This is a genomic window from Melaminivora jejuensis (genome assembly GCF_017811175.1).
In the GTDB taxonomy this organism is placed as follows: domain Bacteria; phylum Pseudomonadota; class Gammaproteobacteria; order Burkholderiales; family Burkholderiaceae_C; genus Melaminivora; species Melaminivora jejuensis.
This window is the reverse complement of record NZ_JACWIJ010000001.1, coordinates 23822-48924: the sequence shown is the minus strand read 5'-3', so window position 1 is coordinate 48924 and position 25103 is coordinate 23822. Positions and strand designations below refer to the sequence as shown.

The following is a 25103-nucleotide window of genomic DNA, read 5'->3' as shown; positions in this document are numbered from 1 at the left end:
CCGCGTTGTGTGGCGATATCCGTAGTGACAGTCAAGGTGTCAGATTTGCGTGCTGATATTGCGTTCTCGCACCCTAGCATTGACAATGACAGAAACCGGATTTTCCTTCGAAGATACGGATACCGTAATTTCTCCAGCAGAGTTTGTAGTACCTTGCGTGGTAAGTAGGTTGACGCTGCCTGCAGGCACAACATTGAAGTCAACCACTACTCCCTTGAGAGGCGAGCCTTGCCCATCGACCACGGTAAAGGTGAGCAATGCGGTCTCCGACCTGCCATTCCCGCCAGAGCCGGCAATGACGATGGAGCTGTCGGAGGGATTAGCCTTGCTGAAATTGATGGCCGCAGCGGCAGCTTGTGGATCAGCAACCACTGTAGGGGAAACTGATACGCTTTGCCGTCCTGTTTGCCACCTTTCCTGGCCAGTTCTATCCACGACTTTCACAGTGGCGACAATTTGGGTTGCGCCTAGAGCCTGTGCATCCTTGGCTTTGACATCAACCTCGGCAACCCCATCCTTGTTCGTCAAGGCAGTGGCAGATTCCGGGATGAACTCCAGCAATGCAGAGCCTTCTTGAGAGAAGGTAACGACCGTCCCCGGATCGGATTGCCAGCCCTGTCCTTGACCGTAGCCTGACATGGGCGTCCAGTTCTGAAGAAGAAAAGGAATTTACAGGAGCTGCGCCCTGACCCTCTCCCTTGAAAGTCTGGACATTGACGATGGCATTGACTGACGTACCTCCCTCACCACTAGATTTCCAGACCCTCCCGGATCTCCGCCGCCGCACCACAAGCGGCCAACAACGTGAAGGATAAGCACGCTGCAATTTTTCCTATGATTTTCATTGTTCTCACCTTATGATTAACGCACAGATCCACGATCAGTAATCACCTTGGGGTGATGAAGACCAGCATTCCCGCTTGGTGGATTCCTTGGTGCGGGATTTGAGAGATTGCCCACTACCGGAACATCACCCAGCAGCGGGATTTTCTCTTCCTGCGAGGTTTCTTCCATTTCGAAGATGCCGCCAATCACCACGGTACCACCGTTTTCCACCAGCACCTGGGTGATGACATGCTTGGTATCGATGGCCAGGCCCTGCTCGGTGCGCTCGCCCCGGGCGTCCTTGCTGATGTCCAGGTCCATGATGATGTTGCCCTCGGGGTGATCTGCGGGGTCACCTCCAGCTTGAGCACCGCCTTCCTCCAGACCGTATTGGCACCCCTGTCGGATATCACCACATACGGATATTCGGTGCCCTGCTCGATCAGTGCCTTGACCTGGTCGGCCGTCACCAGGCGCGGGCTGGAGACGATCTTGCCTGGCCATCGGCCTCCATGGCAGACAACTCCAGGGTCAGGAAGCGATTGGCTGCCGGGCTGAAGATCGACAGGGCAAAGGAGCCGATCCCGCCCACTCCGGACAAGGCTGCCGGCAGGTTCAGGAAAGTGCCAGTGGTGCTGGGACCTTCCCCCTCCTGCCGCCCGGCTTCACGCCGCTGATGTTCATACCCGCCCGGACTGGAAGCCAGTGGAGCCAGTCGCGTTGTCGTAGCCGGTGCCAATTGCAGGCGGTTGCCCCGCCGATGCTGTAGCCGCCGTCGCCACCCCTTTGGGCACGCAGGTCGCCGCCGCCCAGCCGCACCCCCAGCGAGCGCCCAAAGGTGTCGCGCGCCTCGACGATGCGCGCCTCGATCATGACCTGGCGCACCGGCACGTCCAGGGTCTGCAGCAGCAGGCGCACTTCTTCGAGCTTGGCAGCGGTGTCGGTCACGAAGATCTGGTTGGTGCGCGGCTCGTCGATGGCGCTGCCGCGTGGCGACAAAAAGCGTGCGCCCGGCGTGGAGGCTGTCGGCGAAGTGCCCGCTGCGCTAGTGGCACCACCACCGCCGCCGCTGCCGCCGGAAGTGGCCGTCAGGCGCGGCCGATGTCCGACGCCTTGGCGTAGTTGAGCTGGAAGGCCTGGGTGCGCAGGGGTTCGAGCCGCTGCAGGCCTGGGTGGCCTCGTAGTCCTTCTTGGTGCGCTCGTCGATCTCGTCCTTGGGGCGATCCACAGCACGGTGCCCGACTTGCGCATCCCCAGGCCCTTGGCCTCCATGATGATCTGCAGCGCCTGATCCCAGGGCACGTCCTTCAGGCGCAGCGTCAGCGCGCCGGTCACGGTGTCGGAGGTGACGATGTTGAAGTTGGTGAAGTCGGCAATGACTGCAGGAGCGAGCGCACGTCGATGTTCTGGAAGTTCAGCGACAGCTTCTCGCCGGTGTAGCGCGGGCCTTGGCTGAGTTTGTTCAGGTCAATCTTCTTGGGCCGCACCTCGACCACGAACTGGTTGTCGCTTTGGTAGGCACTGTGCTCCCATTCCCCCGTCGGCTCGATGAGCACGCGCACACGCTCGCCCTGCTGCGTGGCGCTGATGGTCTGCACGGGCGTGCCGAAGTCGGACACATCGAGGCGGCGGCGCAGCCCTTCGGGCAGCGAGGAGCGCAGGAATTCCACCACCAGCCCTTGCCCTGCTGCTGCAGATCGACGCCGACCTGGTTGTTGGCCAGCGCCACCACCACCCGGCCCGCGCCATCGGGGCTGCGCCTGAAGTCCAGATCGCGCAGCGCCAGCACATCGGCGTTGTGCCCTTCGGCAAACACCGTGCGCTCGGCGCTGGCGAGGCCGCTGCCGAGGTGCCGGCCACGGCGTCCAGCGTCACCAGCACCGTGCGCCCCTGCATCTGGGTGCTGTAGGTCGCGGTCTGCCTGAGGTTGAGCACCACCCGGGCGCGCTCCTCGGTCTGCACGATGTTGGCTGTCCGGATGTTGCCCTGGTTGACCTCCACCAGCGAGCGCCCGGTGGCATTGCCCACGCGGGGAAGTCGAGTGCGATGCGCGCCGGACTTTGGGTGGCGAAGCCTGCCGGGGCTTCCGTCAGGGCTCGGTGAGTTCGATGCGCAGCACCTCCGTCCCGCCCTGCAGATAAGCCGTGACCGATTCGATGCTGGGCCGGGCCTGCACCCCCGCAGCCCCAGGACGGCGGCCAGGGCGACGGCGGCAAGCCGCAGGCGCTGATGCAGACGTGTTGTCGAGCCGATCATTGTTTCTTCTCCCCACTTGCCTCTTGCAGTTCGATCTTGGTCGGGCGCTCGATCCAGTCGCCCGATGAGTCCTGCACCACCTCGCGCAGATCCATCGAGGTTTCGTTGATGGCATGATTTTTCCGTAGTTCTGCCCAGGTAATTGCCTACGCGCACCTGGTACAGCAGCTTGTCCACGCTGACCAGGCTGTCGGCGTGCCTTCCTTGTTCAGGCTGCCGACCATCTTGATGGCATCCAGCGGATAGGCCTCCAGCGGCTGCTTGCGCCGCGCCATCTCGGGCGCTATCAGCGACACGTTGGCCACCGACTGCGAGGAGTCCCGGCGCAGTGCCTGGGTCAGCTTCTGCGGGTTGAAGGGTCGGAGCTGCCCTCGGCCCCGTAGTCGCTGGGCACGAACTGCTTGGGCTCGTGAGCTCCAGGGTGCGTGGCTTGGTGGTGCTGCGCAACTGCGCATCCAGCCGCGCAGGTCGTCCTGGCCGTCACTGCTGCAACCCGCCAGCAGCAACGCCAGCGGCAGGGCTGCCAGCGGCAGCATCCGGTTCTTGGCCCGTCATTTGCGCCCGCCTTCTTTTTCTTGGTGGCGTCCTTCTGGGCCTGGATCTCTTCGGGATCGAGGTAGCGGAAGGTGCGCGCCGTGGCCTCCAGCGTCAGGTTGCCGCCGCCCTCCTTGGCCACCGGCACTAGCGAAATGTTGTTCAGCGTGACGATGCGCGAGAGGTTGGCCACGTCGGCGGCGAAGGCGCCGATGTCGTGGTAGCGCCCGATGATGCGGATCGAGATGGGCAGCTCGGCGTAGTAGTCCTTGACCACGATCTGATCCGGGCGGAACAGCTCGAACTGCAGGTTGCGGCCCAGGCCGGCCTGGTTGATGTCGGACAGCAGCGCCGACATCTCGGCCTTGCTGGGCAACTGCTTTTCCAGCTGGATCACGTACTGCTGCACCTGCTCGCGCTGCTTCTTGAGCATGTCCAGGCTGACGCCTTGACCAGCTTCTTCTGGTAGTCCGTGCGCAGGGTCTGCTCGGTGGCGCGCTCGGCGGCCAGTTCCTCTTCGTAGTCGGTCAGCTTGAAGAACCAGGAGAAAGTGGCCACGCCGGCTGCGATGAACAGGCACAGCAACACGCGCGGCACGATGGGCCACAGGGAGGGATCCTTGGAGTCGAGGTTCTGGAACTGCCGCTGCAGGCGATCCTGCAGATCGGCAAAGTCCAGCTTGGGAACGGTGCGTGTCGCCATCTGTCTGGTCACTCACTGCTGGCCGGCTTGCCACCGGCAGCCGGCTTGCCGCGGCCGCTGGCTGGCCGGCAGCGTCCTGCTTGCTGGCGCTGCGCACCAGCCTGAAGCGCAGGTTGAAGGAAGCCACGCGGCGCTGATCCTTGGGGGTCAGGGACACGTTGGCGGCAACGATCTCCACCAGCTCGGGCTTGGTGAACCAGGGCGTGTTGTCGGAGAAGTTGCGCAGCATCTCCGACACGCGCTCGTTGGACTGGGCCATGCCCTGCATGGTCACGACCTCGTTGCCCTGCTTGAGACTGGTGATGTACACGCATCGGGCAGCTGGGCCACCAGTTCGTTGAGCATGTGGACTGGCAGGTTGCGGTCGGCCTGCAGGTCTTCCACCGCCTTCTGGCGCGCCTGCAGGGCGGTGATTTCCTCCTCGATGCTGGCGATCTCCTTGATCTGCCCTTCCAGCAGCTTGATCTCGCTGCGCAGCAGTTCGTTGCGCCCTTGCTGCTCGGCGATGTGGCCTGGAACCACAGGTAGATCAGTGCGGCGATCGCCAGGCCGCCCAGGGCGGAGGCGAACATGACAACCTGGAAGGTCTCGCGGCGGCGTTTGCGTGCTGCCTCGCGATGCGGCAGCAGGTTGATCAGGATCACTGCAGGAACCTCCGCATGGCCAGACCGCAGGCAGTCAGGTAGGAGGGCGCTTCGCGCATGAGTTTCTTCAGGCGGATGGAGCCGCCGATTTCCATGTCGTCGAAGGGATTGACCACGCTGCAGGCCGAGCCGGTGGTCTGGATGACCTGCTCGGGCAGGCCGTGCAGGGCCGCCGAGCCGCCGGCCAGCAGGATGTGATCGACCCGGTGAAAGGGCGTGCTGGTGAAGAAGAACTGCAGCGCCCGGCGAATTCCTGCGCCAGGCTGTCCACGAAGGGACGCAGCACAGCCGAGCCATAGTCTTCGGGCAGCTCGCCGCTGCGCTTCTTGTCTTCCGCCTCTTCCTGCGAAAAGCCATACTGGCGCATGAGCAGCTGGGTCAGCTGGGCGCCGCCGAAGGCTTGGTCGCGCTCGTACAGCACATCGTCGTGCGGATGACCTGCAAGCTGGTGGTAAGCGCGCCGACCTCGAACAGGGCAATGACGGCATCCTGGCTGCCGCCGGGCAGCGCCTGGATCAGGCGGGCCGCCGCCAGGCGCGCGGCGTGGGATTCGATATCGACGATGACCGGCCTGAGCCCGGCGGCCTCGGCCAGGCCCTGGCGATCCTGCACCTTCTCCTTGCGCGAGGCGGCGATCAGCACCTCATCGTCGCCCGGGGAGTTCTTGGCCGGGCCGATGACGCAAAAATCCAGGCTGACCTCATCGAGCGAGAACGGGATGTACTGGCTGGCCTCGGACTCGACCTGCACCTCCAGCTCCTGCTCGCTCATGCCACCGGGCAGGGCGATGCGCTTGGTGATGACGGCCGAAGGTGGCAGGGCCAGGGCGACGTTGCGCGTGCGGCTGCCGCTTTTCTTGACCAGGCGACGCATGGCTTCGGCCACCTCATCGAATTCTCGATGTTGCCGTCGCTGATCCAGCCGCGTTCGAGCGGCTCCATCGCGCAATGCTCCAGCGTCAGCCGACCATCGCCGGCCTGTCCGAGCTCCACCAGCTTGATGCTCGATGAGCTGATGTCCACCCCAGAAGAGGGGCGGCCTTGCGACGAAATAACGATCCCACTGAGACCAAGACGCCCCTGTGTAACTATTTGGCAAACGCTGCAATCGAGGTTGCCGGGCGATGCTAGCAGCAAGATTGTTGCGTCAACAACTTGCCGCACCGGCGCACTGCCCTTGGTCGTTGTCAAAAGCAGACGCATCGTGCGCGCCGAAACCGACCCGAAAACGCTGCGCCGGCCCGGGGCACAACTGGTCACAGGCACGATTTTATAATGGCCGGTTCCCCGCAGAACGAGCCAGATGACTTCCTCCACCGATCAAGAGCCGGTTGCGCAACCGGAAAAAAAGCCGGGAAAAAAACCGGATCGCCAGCCCGCCCGCCGCCGCCCCGTGGCTGCGCCTGCCGCTGCTGGCCCTGGCCTGGTTGCTGGGCCTGGCCGTCGCCGGCGTGCTGGGCGTCGTCCTGGCCGTGGCGCTGGGCCTGGCCGTGGCCTACCCCAACCTGCCCGACATTCGGAGCTGGCCGACTACAAGCCCAAGCTGCCCATGCGGGTCTATTCGGTCGAGGGCGCGCTGCTGGCGAGTTCGGTGAGGAGCGGCGCAACCTGACACCCATCGAGGACATCCCCAAGGTCATGACGGACGCCGTGCTGGCCATCGAGGACGCGCGCTTTTTCGAGCACGGCGGGGTGGACTACAAGGCGTGCTGCGCGCCGCGCTGGCAACCTGGGCCGCGTCAAGAGCCAGGGCGCATCGACCATCACCATGCAGGTGGCGCGCAACGTCTATCTCTCATCAGAGAAAACATTACACGCAAGATTTACGAAATCCTGTTGACCTTCAAGCTTGAGCATCTATTGAGCAAGAATCAGATCCTCGAGATCTACATGAACCAGATCTATCTGGGCAACCGCGCCTATGGCTTTGCCGCAGCGGCAGAGACTATTTCGGCAAGCCACTCAAATCCATCACCATTGCCGAAGCCGCCATGCTGGCCGGCCTGCCCAAGGCCCCGTCGGCCTACAACCCCATCAGCAATCCCAAGCGCGCGCGCAGCCGCCAGCTCTACATCATCGAGCGCATGTACGACAACGGCTTCATCAGCGCCGCCGAGGCCGCCGAGGCCAAGCGCGAACCCATCCGGCTGCGCTCGCCGGGCGACAGCACGCGCATCCATGCCGAATACGTGGCCGAGATGGCGCGCCAGCTGATCTTTGCCCAGTACGGCAACGAGGCCTACACACGCGGCCTGAACGTCTATACAACGCTCAATGCCGGCGAGCAGGAAGCGGCCTACCGCGCCCTGCGCCAGGGCATCATGGACTACGAGCGGCGCCAGCACTACCGTGGCCCGGAGCGCTTCGTGGAGCTGCCCCGCAGCGCCGCCGAGCTGGAGGACGCCATCGACGACGCCCTGGCCGCGCACCCCGACAACGGCGACGTGCGCGCCGCCGTGGTGCTGGAGGCCGGGCCGAAAAAGATCGTCGCCGCGCGCGCCGACGGCGAGAAGCTGGAGATCACCGGCGAAGGCTTGAAGCCGGCCCAGTCCGGCCTGTCGACAAGGCGCCGCCCAACATCCGGCTGCGCCGCGGCGCCGTGATTCGCGTGGTGCAGACGCCCAAGAAGACCTGGGAGATCACCCAGCTGCCCGAGGTCGAGGGGGCCTTCGTCGCCATCGACCCGCGCTCCGGCGCCATCCGCGCGCTGGTGGGCGGCTTCGACTTCGACAAGAACAAGTTCAACCACGTCACCCAGGCCTGGCGCCAGCCGGGCTCGGCCTTCAAGCCCTTCATCTACTCGGCGGCGCTGGAAAAGGGCTTCACCCCGGCCACCGTGATCAACGACGCACCGCTGTTCTTCGGCTCCGGCGTGACCGGCGGCCAGCCTGGGAGCCCAAGAACTACGACGGCAAGTACGACGGCCCCATGACCATGCGCTCCGGCCTGGCGCGCTCCAAGAACCTGGTGTCGATCCGCGTGCTGCAGGCTGTCGGGCCGAAGACGGCGCAGCAATGGGTCACGCGCTTTGGCTTCGACGCCGACAAGCATCCGGCCTATCTGACCATGGCGCTGGGCGCCGGCTCGGTCACGCCCATGCAGATGGCCACCGCCTACTCGGTGTTTGCCAATGGCGGCTGGCGCGTCAATCCCTACCTGATCACGCGCGTGTCGGATCACAAGGGCCGGGTGCTGTCCAACTTCCAGCCGCCGCCGCTGGAGCACAACCCGCGCGCCATCGACGCGCGCAACGCCTTCATCATGGACAGTCTGCTGCAGGAGATCACCCGCTCGGGCACGGCAGCGCGCGCCCAGGCCACGCTCAAGCGGCCTGACCTGTACGGCAAGACGGGCACTACCAACGACTCGGTCGATGCCTGGTTCGCCGGCTTTCAGCCGAGCATCGCGGCCGTGACCTGGATCGGCTACGACACGCCGCGCAACCTGGGCAGCCGCGAGACCGGCGGCGGCCTATCCCTGCCGGTGTGGATCAACTTCATGGACAAGGCACTCAAGGGCGTGCCGGTGACCGAGCCGCCCGTGCCCGAGGCGTGACCAACATCGGCGGCGAGTGGTACTACAACGAGTACGCGCGTAGCGGCGGCGTGGCCAGCGTCGGCCTGGAGTCCGCAAGCTCCGAGCCGGATGCCGGCGCGCCGGCCCCGGTCGCCCCGCCCGCACCGGAGGAGCGCAGCCGCATCCTGGATTTGTTTCGCAACTGATCCTGCGACGTGACTGGGTTTGAGGTCTTTTTGCCCTCAAACCCTTGTCCAACAAGCGCTGTCAGCTATCAAAAAAGTAGTTGACACCGGCTGTCAGACAGGTACGAAACGCAGCGCCTGCCCGGCCTGCTCGCTGGCGCAGCGCGCCAGATCGGCAAAGAACTCGCTGCCGGCCTTGGTGTCGAGCCAGCACCCGCTGGCCGCATCGAAGCGGTAGTGGTAGCCGCCCGAGCGCGCCGCCAGCCAGACCTCCTGCAGCGGCTTTTGCAAGTTCACGATGATCTGGCTGCCGCCCTCGAAGGCGATGGTGACCATGCCGCCCGAACGCTGGCTGTCCAGGTCGCAATCGGTCTCCTCGTTGATGCGGTCGCAGCCCTGCTCCAGCGCCAGCAGCAGGGCCTCGGCGCGATCCATATATTCCAGGTCGGTCATCAATACAATTTGCAGATGTTTACAGGCCGCCGCATTCTAGTCAGCACCTCGTTCCCTGCCGCCCTCGCTGCCCTGGCAGTCCTGGCCGCCCTTGCGGGCTGCGGCCAGCGCGGCCCGCTGTATCTGCCCGAGCAGGGTGCCGCCGCCCCGCCGGCAGCCGCCTCCATCGCCCAGCCGGCCACGCCTGCTGCCCCTGTCGATCCGGCCTCCGATCCGTCCCTGGTTTCTCCTTCCCGCTCCCGACCATGATCCCTCCCCCCTGCCCGGCCAACCGCAACTGCACTACCGCAACCAGTCCCTGTACCTGGAGGACTGCCGCCTGGCCGACTTGGCGCGCGAGCACGGCACGCCGCTGTACGTCTACTCCAGCGCCCACATGCTGGCAGCACTCGCCGCCTACCAACGCGGCTTTGCCGGGCGGCGCGTGCAGATCTGCTACGCCATGAAGGCCAACTCCTCGCTGGCCGTGCTGCAGTTGTTCGCCGCCCAGGGCTGCGGCTTCGACATCGTCTCCGGCGGCGAGCTGGCGCGCGTGCTGGCTGCCGGCGGCAACCCGGCCCGCGTCATCTTCTCGGGCGTGGGCAAGACGCGCGCCGAGATGCGCCAGGCGCTGGAGGCCGGCATCCAGTGCTTCAACGTCGAGAGCGAGGCCGAGCTGGAAGTGCTCAGCGAAGTCGCAAGCAGCATGGGCCTGCGCGCACCGGTCAGCATCCGCGTCAATCCCAACGTGGACGCCAAGACACACCCCTACATCTCCACCGGCCTCAAGGGCAACAAGTTCGGCATCGCCCACGAGCGCACGCTGGCCACCTACCAGCGCGCTGCGGCGCTGCCCGGCCTGCGCGTGGTCGGCATCGACTGCCATATCGGCTCGCAGATTACCGAGGAGGCGCCCTTCATGGACGCGCTGGAGCGGATGCTCGACCTGGTGGACGCCATCGAGGCCGCCGGCATCGCCATCCAGCACATCGACTTCGGCGGCGGCCTGGGCATCGACTACAACGGCGACACCCCGCCGGCGGCCGATGCGCTGTGGCAACGCCTGCTGCAGCGCCTGGATGCGCGCGGCCACGGCGATCGGCTGCTGATGATCGAGCCGGGCCGCTCGCTGGTGGGCAATGCCGGCGTGTGCCTGACCGAGGTGCTGTACCTCAAGCCTGGCGAGGACAAGAATTTCTGCATCGTCGATGCCGCCATGAACGACCTGCCGCGCCCGGCCATGTACCAGGCGTACCACGCCATCGTGCCGCTGGACTGTGCTGCCGAGGGCCGCCAGGGCGTCACCTACGACGTGGTCGGCCCGGTGTGCGAGAGCGGCGACTGGCTGGGGCGCGAGCGCCAGCTCGCCGTGCAGCCGGGCGACCTGCTGGCGGTGCTGTCCGCCGGGGCCTATTGCAGCGCCATGGGCAGCACCTACAACAGCCGTCCGCGCCCGGCGGAAGTGCTGGTGTCTGCCGGCACCGCGCAGGTGGTGCGCCGGCGCGAGAGCATCAGCGATCTGCTGCGCAACGAGCAACTGCCGGCCCAGGCGGGGGCCTATAGACTTGACGCCTCTCAAGCAATAACCATCCCGCAAAGCTACTATTGCCCTTTTGGCTCCCGGAAGACGCCCATGTCCACGCCCCCCTGGAACTGTACCGAGACAGCAACCACGCCTGCCTGATGTTCTCCGATCTGATTGACGAGGATGGCGTGGCCGTGCAGGCCAACCAGTTCCTGATCGTCGATGACGGCACTGGCGCCATCATCGACCCGGCGGGATACTGGCCTTCAACGAGCTGTTCATGGGCATGTCGCGGCACTTCTCGCCGCACAAGCTCTCGTACCTGATCGCCTCGCACGCCGACCCGGACATCATCGCTTCGCTGGATCGCTGGCTGACCAGCACCTCGGCGCAACTGGTCATCTCGCGCATCTGGGAGCGCTTCGTGCCGCACTTCACCAAGGTCGGCAAGACGGACAACCGCATGATCGCCGTACCCGACGGCGGCGGGCGCCTGCCGCTGGGGCGCCATGAGCTGGTGCTGCTGCCGGCGCACTTCATGCACTCGGAGGGCAACTTCCACTTCTACGACCCGGTCAGCCGCATCCTGTTCACGGGCGACCTGGGCGTGTCCATGACCAACGGCGCCGAGGCGCGCGTGCCGGTGACCGAGCTGGGGCCGCACATCGCGCGCATGGAAGGCTTTCACAAGCGCTACATGGTGTCCAACAAGATCCTGCGGCTGTGGACGCGCATGGTGCGCAAGCTCGACGTGGCCATGATCGTGCCGCAGCACGGCGCACCCATCCTGGGCGCCAAGGCCATCAGCGACTTCTACGACTGGCTCGATGGCCTGGCCTGCGGCGTCGATCTGTTCGACGAGCGCGCCTACCAGGTGCCTACGGGCATGATCGACCCGCAGACGCGCCAGCTGCGCCCGGCCTGAAGGCGGTCGGCGCCTGAGGGGCCAGCGCGCCAGCAGCAGGGCGGCCACGATGGCGCCATAGGCCAGCACTTCGGCAAAATCGTTCTTGCCAGCGCGCATCAGCCACAAGTGCAGCAGCGCCAGCACCGCTGCCAGATAGACGCTGCGGTGCAGCAGCTGCCAGCGCCGCCCGCCCAGCCAGCGCATGGCGGCGGCGGTCGATGTCGCAGCCAGCACCAGCAGCAAGGCAAAGGCCTTGAGGCCGACCACGATGAAGGGGCGCTGGCCGATGTCGCGGGCCATCTCGTCCATGTCCAGCCCCATGTCGAAGCCGGCATAGGCCAGCAGGTGCAGCGCGGCATAGAAGAAGGTGAACAGCCCCAACATGCGCCGAAAGCGCGCCAGCGCCGGCTGGCCCAGCGCCAGGCGCAGCGGCGTGATGGCCAGCGTCAGGCACAGCAGGCGCAGCGTCCAGTCGCCCAGGGCGCGGATCAGCGCCTCGGCCGGGTTGGCGCCCAGGCGATCAGTGGCAGCGGCAAACAGCAGCCAAGCCAGCGGCAGCAGGCATAGCGCGAACGCCAGCGGCTTGACCCACGGGCGCAGCAGCCAGGAGCGGGCGGCAGCCTGGCGCGCCGTGGCCATCAGTAGAACTTCTTCAGATCCATGCCGGCATAGAGCTGGCCGACCTGCGCCTCGTAGCCGTTGAACGGCAGCGTCCTGCGCTTTTTGGCGAACAGGCCGTCCTCGCCGATGCGCCGCTCGCTGGCCTGGCTCCAGCGCGGGTGCGGCACGTCCGGGTTGACGTTGGAATAAAAGCCGTATTCATTCTTCGCCGCCTTGTTCCAGGCGGTGGCCGGCTCGTGCTCGGTGAAGCGGATCTTCACGATGCTCTTGGCACTCTTGAAGCCGTACTTCCAGGGCACGACCAGGCGCACCGGCGCGCCGTTTTGCTGCGGCAGCACTTCGCCATACATGCCAAAGGCCAGCAGGGTCAGCGGGTGCAGGGCTTCGTCCAGGCGCAGGCCCTCGGTGTAGGGCCAGTCCAGGATGCGCGAGTTGACGCCGGGCATCACGGCCTTGTCGGCCAGGGTGACGAATTCGACATATCTGGCGCTGCCCTGCGGCTCGACGCGGCGGATCAGCTCGGCCAGCGAATAGCCGACCCAGGGGATGACCATCGACCAGCCCTCGACGCAGCGCAGGCGGTAGATGCGCTCTTGCTGCGGCGCGAGCTTGAGCAGCTCGTCGATGTCGAAGCTGCGCGGCTTGTTGACCAGGCCTTCGACGGCCACCGTCCAGGGCCGGGTCTTGAGCGTGGCAGCGTTCTGCGCCGGGTCACCCTTGCCGGTGCCGAACTCGTAGAAATTGTTGTAGGTCGTGGCGTCGCGGTAGCTGGTGACTTTTTCCATGGTCGCCGCGCCAGCCACGGCGCTGCGGTGCGCCGGCAGCGCCGACTGCCGCCCAGGGGCCGGATACAGCGCCTGCTCGGCCAGGGCGCTGCGCCCGGCCCAGGCGGCCAGCGCGGCGCCGGCAGCGCCACTGGCCAGGTGCCGCAGCAGCGCACGCCGGTCGGCCTGCAGGGCGCGCGGCGTGATGTCGCTGCTGCGGGGATGGACGAAGCCGTCGGCGCCAGTGCGGATGCGAAAACTCATGGCGCAGACTCCTTTTTTGAATGAAATCGGCCTCAAAGCCTTGCCAGGCAAGCGCTAACAGCTATCAAATTCAGAGTGTGCCGTAGCTGTGCAGGCCCGACAGGAACATGTTCACGCCCAGGAAGGCAAAGGTCGTCACCGCCAGCCCGCCCAGCGCCCACCAGGCCGACATGGTGCCGCGCAGGCCCTTCATCAGGCGCATGTGCAGCCAGGCGGCGTAGTTCAGCCAGACGATCAGCGCCCAGGTCTCCTTGGGATCCCAGCTCCAGTAGCCGCCCCAGGCCTCGGCGGCCCACAGCGCGCCCAGCACGGTGGCGATGGTGAAGAAGGCAAAGCCCACGGCGATGGACTTGTACATCACGTCGTCCAGCACTTCCAGCGCCGGCAGCTGTGCGGCGATGCGCCGGCGGCCAAAGAGGATGGCGCCCACGATCAGCGCCGAGATGCCGAAGTACACCATCCAGTAGCTGCTGCGCCCGTCCACCTCCTGGCGAAAAGCCAGCGGCTCGAAGCACAACACGATGCCCAGCAGCCACAGCGGCGCGAGCTTGTACCAACGCGTCTCGGCGGCCTGCTGCTTGATCAGGTAGGCAAAGGCCACCATGGCGGCCAGCGCAAAGGTGCCATAGCCAATGAAGTTGGCCGGCACGTGCAGCTTCATCCACCAGCTCTTGAGGGCCGGCACCAGCGGCTGGATCTCGTGCGCCTCGCGCACCACCGTGTACCACAGCAGAAAGCCCACGGCGGCGCTCACCACCAGCATTACGAAGGCGCCCAGCGCGCGCGTGGCGTACTGCTCCTCGTAGTACAGGTAAAAGATCGCCGTCATCCAGCAGAACATGATGAAGACTTCGTACAGGTTGCTGACCGGGATGTGGCCGATGTCGGGCGCGATCTGGTAGCTCTCGTACCAGCGCACCATGGTGCCGATCAGCGCCAGGCCGATGGCCACCCAGGCCACGCGCGAGCCGATGCGCATCATGGTCTGACGCTCGCCGCCGGCGAACATGCCGATCCAGTAAAAAACCGTGCTCATGAAGAACAGCACGCTCATCCACAAGATGGCCGATTGGCTGGACAGGAAATATTTCAGCAGGAAAACGCTGTCGGCGCGCGCCAGATCGCCGCCGGCATCGCCCTGGTACAGCCCGATGGCCGCCAGCGACAGCCCGGCCACGGCCAGCATCAGCCACAGCAGTGGCCGCCAGAACCAGCCCAGCCAGACCAGCGACGGGATGGAGGCCAGCAAGATGCCTTTCTCATAGACATCCATGTGTACGCCGTAGCGCTGCAGGGCGAACAGGCCGCCGACGGCCACGGCCAGGGCGAACAGCCAGTCCAGCCAGTTGCGCCGCGCGAAATAGCCCCCGCCCAGGGTGTAGGCAGTGGCCGGGGTGGTGGTCGTGGTGGTGGCGGTGTTCATCGCGGGGAGCCTCCGTCAACGGGTGTGCCAAGGATGTGCGTGGTCAGTTGGGCAAATTCGCGGCCGTTGTCCAGCGCCTTGCGGTTGCTGGACATGGCCATGGTGGCCTGCGCGCCGCCGCCTTGCGGTGCCAGCCAGACCCACAGGCGCCGGTCGCGCACGTACAGCATGGCGAACACGCCCAGGATCAGCAGGGCGCAGCCCAGATAGACCACGTTCTTGCCGGGTGCTCTGGCCACCTGGAAGACGCTGGCCTGCACCTGGTTGAAGTCCGCCAGCTCCAGCACCACCGGCGCTGGATAGGCCTGGGCGTCGCTCAGGGACAGCACGGCCTGCGCCATGAAGCTGCGTGTGCCCTCGTCCAGCGGCAGGGGCGCCAGGCCGGCCTGGGTGCGCGTGAGCTGGGCCAGCTCGAACAGCGCGCCGTTGAGGATGCGCACCAGCACCTCGCCGGCACGCTCGCGCTCGGCCTCGGGCACATTGCTTTCGATGAATTGCGACACCGCCTGCAGACCGCCGTTGCCCCGGCCCCGGGCATCGACCTCGGTGCCGGCAAACAGCGCCAGCGCGCGCGTGGCCGAGATCGCCAGTTGCTCGGCCAGGTCGGGCCGGCTGGCATCGACGGCCATGGCGGCGTAGCGGCGCACGGCGGCTTCGCGCAGCAGCGGATCGGCCAGCGCCAGGCGCAGGCGCAAAAAGCCTTCCATGCCGCCCTCGCTGTCGATGGGCACGCGCAGGTAGCGGAAGGGCTCGGCCGGCGTCTCGCGCACGCCCAGCAGATACACCGGCAACTGGCCGTCGCCCATGTCGATGGGCAGCATGTAGTTGTTGAACTCGCGCGCCTGGCCGGCGGCGTCGCGCAGCTTGTAGCTGATGCTGGGGCCGACGTTGCGCAACTCGCGGCGGGTCACCGTCTTGTTGCCCGCGCCCAGGCGCGACTCGATGGAGCCGCGCAGATCGACGCGGCGCACGTCGGCGCCGGAAGTGTTGCCCTCCTCGCCCATGTTTTCCACGTTGAGCACGCGCAAGGCGGAGAACTCCAGCGTCATGGCCTCGGGCAGCTTGCCGGCGGCCAGCTGCGCCGAGCCGCCGATCACGCCCTCGATGTCGAAGGGCGCGGCGCCCGGCACCAGAGGCCGCGCACGCAGGCGCACCTGCGAGCCGCCATCGTCGAAGCTGGACTGGTAGATCTCCACGCCCCGGTAGTTGAACGGGTGGTTGACCTCGATGCGCGCCGGCGTGGCGGCGCCGGTTTCCTTGTCGTGTACCACGATCTCGCTGGCAAACAGCTTGGGCATCCCGGTGGAGTAGTGCTCGACGATGAATTTCTTCAGCTCCACCGTGAAGGGCAGCTCCTGCAACAGCAGGCCGTCGGACTGGCTCAGCACCGCCGTGCTGGACTGCGTGCCCTCGCTGACCACCAGGTTGCCGCGAAACGTCGGGTTATTGGGCGACAGCCAGTGCTCGGGCGCGACTTCGGAGATCAGGCCGCCGCCGGTGTAGGGCGTCTTGCCGCCCAGCAGCATCTGCGCGCGCACGATCAGGTCGCCGTCGAGCAGGCCGCCCAGGCAGATCAGCACGATGGCGCTGTGCGCGGCGATGTAGCCGATCTTGTTGGCCGCGCCGGCCTTGGCGGCCACCATGAAGCCGGCGCCGGCAGCGCCCGGGCGCTCCTGCACGCGCACCTTCCAGCCCCGGCGCACCAGCAGCTCGCCGATGCGCTGGGCGGCGGCCTGCGGCGCCTCGCCGGCCAGCGCGCCGCTGGCCTTCATGCCGAAGGCCTGCAGGCTTTTCTCGCGGATGTTTTCCTTGTAGTTGCGGATGTCGGCCAGGTACTTGGGCGTGTGCCGGGCGATGCACAGCGAGGTGCTGATGACCAGGAAGGCCAGGATCAGCAGGAACCACCAGGCGCTATAGACGGCGTTGAGCTTGAGCGCCAGGAACAGCTCGGCCCAGAACGGGCCGAACTGGTTGACGTAGTTGTTGACCGGCTCGTGCTGCTTCATCACCGTGCCGATGACCGAGGCGATGCAGATCACCGTCAGGAGCGCGATGGCAAAGCGCATCGAGGCCAGCAGCTCGGTCAGGGGGCGCAGGGCCTGCGCGCGCGGCGCACGCGGCGGGGCGGGCGCTGCGATGGAAGAGTCGGGCATGGACACAGGAAGAAAGGGCGGGCTGCAGGGAAAGGGCTGCCGACGTGCAAAAAGGGCGGGCCATCCGTGTCAGATGGGCCCGCCCGTCTTGGGTCGGATTATCGGCCGGAGGTTCCCGCCGCCGGGGGCTGCAGCCCTACTCGGCTGGCGAGAATCCAGCGGCTGGCCGGGCGCCGCAGTGTTCAGCGCAGGCCGGAGATGTAGTCGGATACCGCGCGGATCTCGCGGTCGTTCATCTTGGCAGCCACGTCGATCATCTGCGCGCTGTTGCCGCGCTTGGCGTCGCGGAAATCATTGAGCTGCTTGATGGTGTAGTCGGCGTGCTGGCCCGACAGGCGCGGGTACTGCGCCGGGATGCCGGCGCCGTTGGGGCTGTGGCAGCCGGCGCAGGCGGCGATGCCGCGCTCCTGGATGCCGCCGCGGTAGATGCGCTCGCCCAGGGCGACCGAGTCCTTGTCCTTGGCAAAGCCTTCCTTGGCCGGCTTGGAGGCCAGCCACCAGGCGATGTTGCGCATCTCGTCGTCGCTGAGCATGGAGGCAAAGCCCTGCATCACGGCGTCGGCGCGCTTGCCGGACTTGAACTCCTGCAGCTGCTTGACCAGGTATTCGGGGTGCTGCTGGGCCAGCTTGGGATTGGCGGCAATGGTGGAGTTGCCGTCTTCGGCGTGGCAGGCTACGCACACCGTGCTGTACTTGGTCTCACCCTGGACCAGATCGGGCTTGGCCGGTGCCTTGGGCGCTGCGTCCGCAGCAACGGCCGAGAGGGCGGGGACTGCAAGCGCGGCAGCCGTCAGCAGGGAGGCGAGCAACTTCATATCGTGGACTGATTCTTGTGGAGAAGGGCGCAAAACCCCACGATTCTACAATGCACGCTGGCGCAGCCCTGCGCCGCCGCCCTGGCCCGCCTTCCGGCCCGAGACCTGCCCCGCCCCTGATGACCCATCCCCACGCCGCGCCCGCCGCGCCCCTGCCCGATGCCAAAGCCGCCCTGGGCTGGATGCACACGGCGCGCTTTCTGACCACCGCTGCCCAATTGCACCAGTTGCCGGCCATCGACGTGCCCGAGATCGCCTTTGTGGGCCGCTCCAACGCCGGCAAGTCCACCTGCATCAACACGCTGACACAGCAGCGCCAGTTGGCCTTTGCCTCCAAGAAGCCCGGGCGCACGCAGCACATCAACCTGTTCGCCCTGGGCCGCCAGGGCCAGATGGATGCCGTGCTGGCCGACCTGCCCGGCTACGGCTACGCCGCCGTCTCGCGCGAGGACAAGCTGCGCTGGCAGCGCGTGATGCTGAACTATCTGATGCAGCGCAGCAGCCTGACGGCCATCGTGCTGCTGTGCGACCCGCGCCTGGGCCTGACCGAGCTGGACGAGGCGCTGCTCGACGCCGTGCGCCCGCGCGTCGAGGACGGCCTGAAATTCCTGGTGCTGCTGACCAAGGCCGACAAGCTCACGCGCGCCGAGCAGGCCAAGGCGCTGTCCATCGCCCGGCTGCAGGCCGGCGGCGGCGAGGTGCGCATGTTCTCGGCCCTCAAGCGCCAAGGCGTGGACGAGGTGGCGCAACTGCTGTGGCAGTGGGCGCATCCCGAGCCGTCGCCCCAATCTGGCGCAGTGGGGGCGGATACAGCTGCGGCAGCACCCGGGGCAGAGGGCCGGGACTCAGAGACAAATCAGCCCTGAAGCCTTGCCCAGCAAGCGCCATCAGCTATCTAAAACGTAGCAAAACGAAAGGCCAGCCATGGAGATCCGGCAACTCGTCCACCACCTGCCGCACGGCATCGAGCTGCACTACCGCAGCGCCGGCGAGGCCGGCCAGCCCTTGCTGCTGTTCCTGCACGGCTTTCCCGAGGGTGCCTTCATCTGGGACGAGTTGCTGGCGCACTTTGCCGAAGCGGCCCACGGCGGCTGGCGCTGCGTGGCGCCGTTCCTGCGCGGCTATGCGCCCTCCAGCGCCCCGCCCGAGGTGGCCGACTACCGCGCCCGGCTGCTGGTGCAGGACATCGCCGCGCTGATCCGGGCCGAGACCGGCGCCGGTGGCAGCGCCGCCGCCGTGATCGCCCACGACTGGGGCGGCGCGCTGGCCTGGAACCTGGCCGCCCTACAGCCCGAGCTGCTGCAGCGCCTGATGATCGTGAACGCGCCCCACCCGGCGCCTTTGCGCGCGAGCTGCAGACCAACCCGGCGCAGCAGCAGGCCAGCCGCTACATGCACTTTCTGTGCCGCCCGGACGCCGAGGCGCTGCTGGCCGAGGACGGCTTTCGCCGGCTGGAGGGCTTTCTGGCCCGCCCCGACGGCAGCCGGCCCGAGTGGCTGACGCCGGCGCTGCGCCAGCGCTACCACGCCCTGTGGAGCGCCGGCCTGAGTGGCCCGTGCAACTACTACCGCGCCAGCCCGCTGCGCCCGCCGGCAACGGATGCGCCGCCGCTGCAACTGCCGCCCGAACTGCTCACGGTGCGCGTGCCGACGCGGGTGCTGTGGGGCCTGGAAGACCCGGCCCTGCTGCCGGCCCTGCTCGATGGCCTGGACGCCTGGGTGCCGCGCCTGCAGGTACAGCCCGTGCCGGGCGCCAGCCACTGGCTTGTGCATGAGCAGCCCGAGCTGGTGCGCCAGGCGCTGGCCGGCCTGTTGCAGGAGTGATACCCCACTCTTTTTTGATAGCTGCCAGCGCTTGCCCAACAAGGGTTTGAAGCCGATTTGACCTGAATTTCAATACAGCGGCGCCTGCCCCTGGGGCCGGGTCTTGAAGCGCCGATGTACCCAGTAATACTGCGCCGGCATGGTGCGGATCGCCGCCTCCAGCTCGCGGTTCATGCGCGCCGTGTCGGCAATGGGGTCGTCGGTCGGGAAGTGCTCCCAGGCCGGGGTCAGCACCGCCTCGTAGCCCTGCGGCGTCATGCGGCTGTACAGGGCGACCACCTTGGCGCGGCCCAGCCGGGCAAAGCGCGACAGCGACGGGATGGTCGCCGCGTCCGGCACGGCAAAAAAAGGCACGAAGACCGAGTCGTCCGGCCCGTAGTCCATGTCGGGCAGCAGATACAGCAGGCCGCCCTTGCGCACGCAGTTGATGATGGGCTTGACGCCATCGGCGCGGTTGAGCATCCGCACCTTGCCAAAGCGCTGGCGCCCGGCCATGAACCACTGATCCAACACCGGATTGGGATGCGTGGCAAAGATGGAGGTGAACTCGCGCGTGGTGTGCAGCGGCAGCGCCAGGCCGCCGGCGTCCATGCTGTAGAAGTGCGGCGCGAAGACGATGGTTGGCGTATCGCCATCGAGTTCGTGCAGCGCACCGCTCAGCTTCACACGGCTCCTGACCAGCGCCTCGGAGCCTGACCACAGCCAGCCGCGATCCAGGAAGGTCTGGCAAAACACCTCGAAGGACTGGCGCGCCCAGAGCCGGCGCTGGTGTGCAGGCACTTCGGGAAAGCACAGCTGCAGGTTGCGCAGCGCCACCCGCCGGCGCGGTGCGGCCAGCACGAACAGCGCCCGGCCAATGCCCGCGCCCAGCGCGCGCAGCACGGGCAGCGGCAGGCGCCCGAGCAGGTTCAGGAGGGCAATGCCCAGGCGCGCCATCATGCGCCCGCCTGCGCCAGCGGCGGCGCCTCGGCGCGCGGCTGCTTGTAGCGCGCGTAACCCCACAGATACTGCTGCGGGCAGGCGCGGATCTGCTGCTCCATGGCGGCGTTGATCTGACGCACCGCCTGGGGCAGATCGGCAGACAGCGGCTCGCCCAGGCCCTGCAGGTGCAGCCGATAGCCGCGCGCCCAGCCCAGGCGCTCGCAGCGCGCCAACACCACCGCCGCGCCGGTCTGCTGCACCAGGCGTGCGGCCAGCGTCATGGTGTAGGCGGGCCGGCCAAAGAAGGGCGACCACAGGCCCTGGCCCTCGGGCGGCACCTGGTCGGGCAGCAGGCCTACGGCCTCACCGCGGCGCAGCGCTTTGATCATCTGGCGCACACCCTGCAGGCTGGTGGGCACGGCGGCGATGCCCGGGCGGTTGCGCACGGTCTGCATGAGCTGCGCCAACCAGGCCTGGCGCGCCGGGCGGTACAGGACGGTGATGGGGCCGTGCTGCGCCGACCACTGGCGCGCCGCGTGCTGCACCGACAACTCGAAGCAGCCGATGTGCGGCGTCAGAAAGACGATGCCGCGCCCCTCGCCATAGGCCTGCTCGACGACCTGGCTGCCGCGCATGTCGCAGCGCGGCAGGCGCGGGTGCAGCCACAGCCGGGGTGTCTCGGCCAGCATCTGCCCGGCGTGCGCTACGGCGGCATGGACTTGGGCCAGGCCATAGCCGGCCTGCCGGGCATTGGCCACAAAGCGGCGCCGGTAGGTCGGCGAAGCGGCAAAGACCAGCCACCCCAGGACGGCGCCCAGCGCGTGCAGCAGGGGCAAGGGCAGCCTCGCGAGAAGGCGGAAGACGGATGGCATTAAAATGGCGGGCTGTCGCCGAGTTAAATGAGCAACTTGCAGGGCGACGTTAAACACAACTGCTAAAGCGTTCGCCACGAGGCTCCCGCAAAGGCCTTGGGCAACGCCCAAGAAAGCTGCTGCCAAACACCGGAGTTTATTCAAATGGCGAACGACTTCCTCTTCACGTCCGAATCGGTCTCCGAAGGCCACCCCGACAAGGTGGCCGACCAGATCTCGGACGCCATCCTGGACGCAATCCTTGCGCAAGACCCGCGCTCGCGCGTGGCCGCCGAGACGCTGACCAACACCGGCCTCGTCGTGCTGGCCGGCGAGATCACCACCAACGCCCACGTGGACTACATCCAGGTGGCGCGCGACACCATCCGGCGCATCGGCTACGACAACACCGAGTACGGCATCGATTACAAGGGCTGCGCGGTGCTGGTGGCCTATGACAAGCAAAGCAACGACATCGCCCAGGGCGTCGATCACGCCAGCGACGACCACCTGAACACCGGCGCCGGCGACCAGGGTCTGATGTTCGGCTATGCCTGCGACGAGACGCCCGAGCTGATGCCTGCGCCCATCTACTACGCGCACCGCCTGGTCGAGCGCCAGGCGCAACTGCGCAAGGACGGCCGCCTGCCCTTCCTGCGCCCCGACGCCAAGAGCCAGGTGACCATGCGCTACGTCGATGGCAAGCCGCACTCCATCGACACCGTGGTGCTGTCCACCCAGCACAGTCCGGATCAGAGCGAAAACGCCACGACCATGAAGGCCAGCTTCATCGAAGCCGTGGTCGAGGAGATCATCAAGCCGGTGCTGCCCCAGGAGTGGCTGCAGGACACCAAATACCTGATCAACCCGACGGGGCGCTTCGTCATCGGCGGCCCGCAGGGCGACTGCGGCCTCACCGGGCGCAAGATCATCGTGGACACCTACGGCGGCGCCTGCCCGCACGGCGGCGGCGCGTTCTCGGGCAAGGATCCGACCAAGGTCGATCGCTCGGCAGCGTATGCCGCGCGCTACGTGGCCAAGAACATCGTCGCTGCCGGCCTGGCGCGCCAGTGCGAGATCCAGGTGGCCTATGCCATCGGCGTGGCGCGGCCCATGAACATCACGGTCTATACGGAAGGCACGGGCGTCATCCCCGACGAGCAGATCGCCGCGCTGGTACACGAGCACTTCGACCTGCGCCCCAAGGGCATCATCCAGATGCTCGATCTGCTGCGCCCGATCTACGCCAAGACTGCCGCCTACGGCCACTTCGGCCGCGAGGAGCCCGAGTTCACCTGGGAGCGCACGGATCGCGCTGCGGCGCTGCGCCAGGCAGCGGGTCTGTAACGGCCTGGGGAGGTGGCGCATAGCCATCTGGAGCGGCGCTCTTCTCCTACGCCTGGCCTGAGAGTGCGCCGACGCCGCTGCGCAGAGGCCTCTTGCTATCGTGGCTGCAGGCTTTTTCCACCCCAAAAGCCCAGTTCACCGCCACGCTGCAAGGAGCCTCGCCATGCTGAAATACGCCATCATTTTTGCCATCATCTCGCTGATCGCTGGAGCGTTCGGCTTCACCGGCATTGCCGCCGGCTCGGCAGGCATCGCCAAGCTGCTGTTCTTCGTCTTCGTGGCGCTGGCGGTGCTGTTCGTGGTGCTGGCCCTGCTGGGTGTGGGGGCGGCACGCAAGGCGCTCAGATAGCAGATAGCTTGGCGCGCAGCCATAAGCGAAAGGCAGGTGCTGCAACACCTGCCTTTTTTGTTTGGCAAAACATGGAAAATAGCACCCAAACCCTTTGCTGATCAGCGCTTCCAGCTACTGAAAAACTAGCAAACACCAAGGATTGCCCCATGCTCCGCATCACCCTGGCCCAGCTCAATCCGACCCTGGGCGACCTCGAAGGCAACGCCGCCCGCATGGCCGAAGCTGCCCGGCGGGCCGCTGCCCAGGGCAGCGGGCTGATCGTTTTTTCGCAGATGGCGCTGACCGGCTACTACCCAGCCGACCTGCTGGGCCAAGCCGGCTTCATGGATCGGGTCGAGGCGGCGCTGGATGCGCTGCGCCGCGAAAGCGCCGCCCTGCCCGGGCTGCACTGGGTGCTGGGCACGCCCACCCGCATCGACCACGCCAGCCAGGCCGGCACCCTGCTGCACGACAGCCTGCTGGTGCTGCACGGCGGCGAACTGCGCCTGGCCTGCAGCCGGCAGGTGCTGACCAGCGGCGATTTCGACGAGCGCCGCCACCTTGCATCCGGGCCGGATGGCACACGGCTGCTGCAGATAGGCCAGACCCGCATTGGCCTGTTGATCGGCGCCGAGGCCGGCATTGGCGACATTGCCGAGCCAGCCGATCCCGCCTCTCCCCTGGCCCGCGTGGCCGCCGCCGCGCCCGATCTGGTACTGCACCTCGACGCACGCAGCAGCCACCTGTGCCGGCGCAGCCAGCGCCATGCTGCCCTGGCACGGGTGGCGCAGCAGTGCGCGGCGGCGCTCATCAGCGTCAACCAAGTGGGCGGGCACGACGGGCTGGTCTATGACGGCGGCTCGCTGGCTGCCCTGCCCGGCGCCGGCGTGGTCTTCGAGGCCCGGCGCTTCGAGCAGGACGAGCCTGCGCTGGTACTGAACGCTGCTGGCGGCCTGCACGGCGCGCAGGGCGAGGCGCTGGCGCCAGTGCCTGGCGAGGGCCTGCCTGTGATGGAGTTCTATCGCCGCCAGCTCATCCTGGGCCTGCGGGACTATGCGCGCCGCTGCGGCTTTGCGCGCGTCGTGGTCGGCAGCTCGGGCGGGCTGGACAGCGCCCTGACCCTGGCCCTGGCCGCCGAGGCGCTGGGGCCGGACAAGGTCGTCGGCATCACCATGCCCTCGCGCTTTTCCACGACCGGCTCGGTGGATGACTCGGTGGCGCTGTGCCGCAACCTGGGCATCGAACTGATCAGCCACCCGATTGCCGATCTGGTAGCTGCCTATGGCCAGCAGTTTGCGGCCAGTTTCGGCCAGCCGCTGGCCGGCCTGACGCTGGAAAACCTGCAGGCGCGCATCCGTGGCACGGCACTGATGGAGTATTCCAACGCCTTCGGCCATCTGCTGCTGACCACCGGCAACAAGTCCGAAGTCGCCGTCGGCTACTGCACGCTGTACGGCGACACCAACGGTGGCCTGAGCCTGCTGGGCGATCTGTACAAGACCGAGGTCTTCGCGCTGGCCCGCCACCTGAACGCCCACGCCGGACGCGAGCTGGTGCCGCAGGTCGTGATCGACAAGCCGCCCTCGGCAGAACTGGCGCCGGGGCAGCGCGACGACGACAGCCTGCCGCCGTACCCGGTGCTCGACGAGGTGCTGAAATTCCTCATAGAAGGCCCGCTGCTGCCCGCCGAGCAATACGCCGCCGCACGCGACTTCGTAGTACAGCAGCAGCGCAGCGAGGAGGGCCGCGCCCTGGTGCAGCGGGTGCAAGGCCTGCTGGCGCGCAGCCAGTTCAAGCGCCAGCAACTGGCCCCGGTCATCCGCGTGCGAGCGCGCAGCCTGGGCGTGCGCGACTGGCAGATGCCGGTGGCGGCGCGGCACGTTTGAGTGCTGTCAGTTGCGGAGGTTGGGTCGGCCTGATCCATGCTGGATGTGCTTCCGTTGTTGGGGAACATCAAAAATCATAGCTCCTATCGCTTGCCAGACGGGGCTTTCAGGCTGATTTGATTGTTAAAACAGGGCGGAAACAGGCTGCTTCGGACGGTTTTGGGGCGGCCTGGGGTCTGGAGGCGGGGTTTTGCAGTGTTTTTTTGCTGATTCTTCAGGTCAAATCGGCTGCAAACCCTTGCTGGTCAAGCGCTGGCAGCTATCAAAACAGGAGTTTTGCGGGGCTGATGCAGGCGGTGTGATGCCGTGCGCCGCGCCCGATGCAGGCGTGCGCTGTCCTGGCTCCTTCCCCCGCTGGGGGAAGGCCGGGATGGGGGCC

The 25103-nt window shown here is 66.8% G+C and carries 17 protein-coding genes and 9 pseudogenes; 9 read left to right on the top strand and 17 right to left on the bottom strand.

Annotated elements, in window-relative coordinates:
- Nucleotides 1-39: 39 nt before the first annotated feature.
- The 9 genes and pseudogenes from IDM45_RS00220 to IDM45_RS00190 all read right to left on the bottom strand — a co-directional run bounded on the left by IDM45_RS00220 (nt 40) and on the right by IDM45_RS00190 (nt 6033).
- Nucleotides 40-639: an Ig-like domain-containing protein gene (locus tag IDM45_RS00220; RefSeq protein ID WP_209421143.1), complete on the bottom strand. Its 600-nt coding sequence runs from the start codon at nt 637-639 to the stop codon at nt 40-42.
- Between the two features lie 222 nt (nt 640-861).
- A pseudogene (locus IDM45_RS18175) lies at nt 862-1295 on the bottom strand (hypothetical protein).
- Complete coding sequence (locus IDM45_RS18170) at nt 1292-1426, bottom strand: hypothetical protein (RefSeq protein ID WP_411828404.1); 135 nt, start codon at nt 1424-1426, stop codon at nt 1292-1294. Before IDM45_RS18170 ends, IDM45_RS18175 begins: the two are co-directional and overlap by 4 nt.
- 14 nt (nt 1427-1440) lie before the next feature.
- Complete coding sequence (locus tag IDM45_RS18165) at nt 1441-2160, bottom strand: secretin N-terminal domain-containing protein (RefSeq protein ID WP_411828403.1); 720 nt, start codon at nt 2158-2160, stop codon at nt 1441-1443.
- Entirely contained in the window at nt 2157-2498 is a 342-nt protein-coding gene (locus IDM45_RS17355) for an AMIN domain-containing protein (protein ID WP_233457451.1), read from the bottom strand. Before IDM45_RS17355 ends, IDM45_RS18165 begins: the two co-directional genes overlap by 4 nt.
- 579 nt (nt 2499-3077) lie before the next feature.
- Nucleotides 3078-3536, bottom strand: a pseudogene (locus IDM45_RS00205) (pilus assembly protein PilP).
- Nucleotides 3537-3646: 110 nt separating this feature from the next.
- A pseudogene (locus tag IDM45_RS00200) lies at nt 3647-4317 on the bottom strand (type IV pilus inner membrane component PilO); the annotation flags it as partial.
- 43 nt (nt 4318-4360) lie between these two features.
- Nucleotides 4361-4961, bottom strand: a pseudogene (locus IDM45_RS00195) (PilN domain-containing protein); the annotation flags it as partial.
- Nucleotides 4958-6033 (bottom strand): annotated as a pseudogene (locus tag IDM45_RS00190) (pilus assembly protein PilM). The pseudogenes IDM45_RS00195 and IDM45_RS00190, both read right to left, overlap by 4 nt.
- Before the next feature lie 294 nt (nt 6034-6327).
- Here IDM45_RS00190 and IDM45_RS17865 point away from each other — a divergent pair.
- Nucleotides 6328-8682: pseudogene (locus IDM45_RS17865) on the top strand (penicillin-binding protein 1A).
- 93 nt (nt 8683-8775) lie between these two features.
- Here the strand turns inward: IDM45_RS17865 and cyaY are convergent.
- On the bottom strand, nt 8776-9114 hold the full coding sequence (gene cyaY / locus IDM45_RS00180; protein WP_209421142.1) for an iron donor protein CyaY: 339 nt from the start codon (nt 9112-9114) through the stop codon (nt 8776-8778).
- Between the two features lie 15 nt (nt 9115-9129).
- Between cyaY and lptM the strand changes: the two genes are divergently transcribed.
- From lptM to IDM45_RS00165, 3 genes and pseudogenes are all read left to right on the top strand, one after another.
- Nucleotides 9130-9363 carry an LPS translocon maturation chaperone LptM gene (gene lptM, locus IDM45_RS00175; RefSeq protein WP_209421141.1) on the top strand — a complete coding sequence of 78 codons (234 nt, stop codon included), beginning with the start codon at nt 9130-9132 and terminating at the stop codon, nt 9361-9363.
- Nucleotides 9326-10777, top strand: a complete 1452-nt coding sequence (lysA, locus tag IDM45_RS00170; RefSeq protein WP_209421145.1) for a diaminopimelate decarboxylase — start codon at nt 9326-9328, stop codon at nt 10775-10777. Before lptM ends, lysA begins: the two co-directional genes overlap by 38 nt.
- A pseudogene (locus tag IDM45_RS00165) lies at nt 10777-11543 on the top strand (oxygen-binding di-iron domain-containing protein). The gene lysA and the pseudogene IDM45_RS00165 overlap by 1 nt, the downstream one beginning before the upstream one ends.
- Here IDM45_RS00165 and IDM45_RS00160 read toward each other — a convergent pair.
- From IDM45_RS00160 to IDM45_RS00140, 5 genes and pseudogenes are all read right to left on the bottom strand, one after another.
- Nucleotides 11544-12164: pseudogene (locus IDM45_RS00160) on the bottom strand (protein-methionine-sulfoxide reductase heme-binding subunit MsrQ); the annotation flags it as partial. It abuts the pseudogene before it with no gap.
- Nucleotides 12164-13174: a protein-methionine-sulfoxide reductase catalytic subunit MsrP gene (msrP, locus tag IDM45_RS00155; protein WP_209421140.1), complete on the bottom strand. Its 1011-nt coding sequence runs from the start codon at nt 13172-13174 to the stop codon at nt 12164-12166. The pseudogene IDM45_RS00160 and the gene msrP, both read right to left, overlap by 1 nt.
- A gap of 70 nt (nt 13175-13244) precedes the next feature.
- On the bottom strand, nt 13245-14597 hold the full coding sequence (ccsB, locus tag IDM45_RS00150; RefSeq protein ID WP_209421139.1) for a c-type cytochrome biogenesis protein CcsB: 1353 nt from the start codon (nt 14595-14597) through the stop codon (nt 13245-13247).
- Entirely contained in the window at nt 14594-16750 is a 2157-nt protein-coding gene (locus IDM45_RS00145; RefSeq protein WP_209421138.1) for a cytochrome c biogenesis protein ResB, read from the bottom strand. Before IDM45_RS00145 ends, ccsB begins: the two co-directional genes overlap by 4 nt.
- Before the next feature lie 182 nt (nt 16751-16932).
- A complete protein-coding gene (locus tag IDM45_RS00140; RefSeq protein ID WP_209421137.1) occupies nt 16933-17565 on the bottom strand; it encodes a c-type cytochrome in 633 nt (210 codons plus the stop codon).
- Nucleotides 17566-17684: 119 nt separating this feature from the next.
- Here IDM45_RS00140 and yihA point away from each other — a divergent pair, with 119 nt between their 5' ends.
- A complete protein-coding gene (gene yihA, locus IDM45_RS00135) occupies nt 17685-18431 on the top strand; it encodes a ribosome biogenesis GTP-binding protein YihA/YsxC (protein WP_209421136.1) in 747 nt (248 codons plus the stop codon).
- A 58-nt stretch (nt 18432-18489) separates the two neighbouring features.
- A pseudogene (locus IDM45_RS00130) lies at nt 18490-19388 on the top strand (alpha/beta fold hydrolase).
- Between the two features lie 69 nt (nt 19389-19457).
- Here the strand turns inward: IDM45_RS00130 and IDM45_RS00125 are convergent.
- Together IDM45_RS00125 and IDM45_RS00120 are read right to left on the bottom strand one after the other, a co-directional pair.
- The gene (locus tag IDM45_RS00125; RefSeq protein ID WP_209421135.1) at nt 19458-20327 is read right to left on the bottom strand and encodes a lysophospholipid acyltransferase family protein; all 870 of its coding nucleotides are present in this window, start codon (nt 20325-20327) and stop codon (nt 19458-19460) included.
- Nucleotides 20324-21181 (bottom strand): lysophospholipid acyltransferase family protein, encoded by an 858-nt coding sequence (locus tag IDM45_RS00120; RefSeq protein ID WP_209421134.1) that lies wholly within the window; start codon nt 21179-21181, stop codon nt 20324-20326. Before IDM45_RS00120 ends, IDM45_RS00125 begins: the two co-directional genes overlap by 4 nt.
- Before the next feature lie 144 nt (nt 21182-21325).
- On the opposite strand from IDM45_RS00120, the gene metK reads away from it, so the two are divergent.
- From metK to nadE, 3 genes are all read left to right on the top strand, one after another.
- Nucleotides 21326-22507, top strand: a complete 1182-nt coding sequence (gene metK / locus IDM45_RS00115; protein WP_209421133.1) for a methionine adenosyltransferase — start codon at nt 21326-21328, stop codon at nt 22505-22507.
- A 163-nt stretch (nt 22508-22670) separates the two neighbouring features.
- Nucleotides 22671-22856: a DUF1328 domain-containing protein gene (locus IDM45_RS00110; protein WP_209421132.1), complete on the top strand. Its 186-nt coding sequence runs from the start codon at nt 22671-22673 to the stop codon at nt 22854-22856.
- Between the two features lie 149 nt (nt 22857-23005).
- On the top strand, nt 23006-24724 hold the full coding sequence (nadE, locus tag IDM45_RS00105) for an NAD(+) synthase (protein WP_209421131.1): 1719 nt from the start codon (nt 23006-23008) through the stop codon (nt 24722-24724).
- Nucleotides 24725-25103 lie beyond the last annotated feature (379 nt).

Excerpts from the sequence above, each read along its gene's own strand:
- lptM (WP_209421141.1), top strand. The coding sequence starts at position 9,130 with ATGTTTACAGGCCGCCGCATTCTAGTCAGCACCTCGTTCCCTGCCGCC.
- IDM45_RS00220 (WP_209421143.1), bottom strand. The coding sequence starts at position 639 with ATGTCAGGCTACGGTCAAGGACAGGGCTGGCAATCCGATCCGGGGACG.
- nadE (WP_209421131.1), top strand. The coding sequence starts at position 23,006 with ATGCTCCGCATCACCCTGGCCCAGCTCAATCCGACCCTGGGCGACCTC.
- IDM45_RS00125 (WP_209421135.1), bottom strand. The coding sequence starts at position 20,327 with ATGATGGCGCGCCTGGGCATTGCCCTCCTGAACCTGCTCGGGCGCCTG.
- IDM45_RS00120 (WP_209421134.1), bottom strand. The coding sequence starts at position 21,181 with ATGCCATCCGTCTTCCGCCTTCTCGCGAGGCTGCCCTTGCCCCTGCTG.
- yihA (WP_209421136.1), top strand. The coding sequence starts at position 17,685 with ATGACCCATCCCCACGCCGCGCCCGCCGCGCCCCTGCCCGATGCCAAA.
- IDM45_RS00140 (WP_209421137.1), bottom strand. The coding sequence starts at position 17,565 with ATGAAGTTGCTCGCCTCCCTGCTGACGGCTGCCGCGCTTGCAGTCCCC.
- cyaY (WP_209421142.1), bottom strand. The coding sequence starts at position 9,114 with ATGACCGACCTGGAATATATGGATCGCGCCGAGGCCCTGCTGCTGGCG.
- ccsB (WP_209421139.1), bottom strand. The coding sequence starts at position 14,597 with ATGAACACCGCCACCACCACGACCACCACCCCGGCCACTGCCTACACC.
- msrP (WP_209421140.1), bottom strand. The coding sequence starts at position 13,174 with ATGAGTTTTCGCATCCGCACTGGCGCCGACGGCTTCGTCCATCCCCGC.
- IDM45_RS00110 (WP_209421132.1), top strand. The coding sequence starts at position 22,671 with ATGCTGAAATACGCCATCATTTTTGCCATCATCTCGCTGATCGCTGGA.
- metK (WP_209421133.1), top strand. The coding sequence starts at position 21,326 with ATGGCGAACGACTTCCTCTTCACGTCCGAATCGGTCTCCGAAGGCCAC.
- IDM45_RS00145 (WP_209421138.1), bottom strand. The coding sequence starts at position 16,750 with ATGCCCGACTCTTCCATCGCAGCGCCCGCCCCGCCGCGTGCGCCGCGC.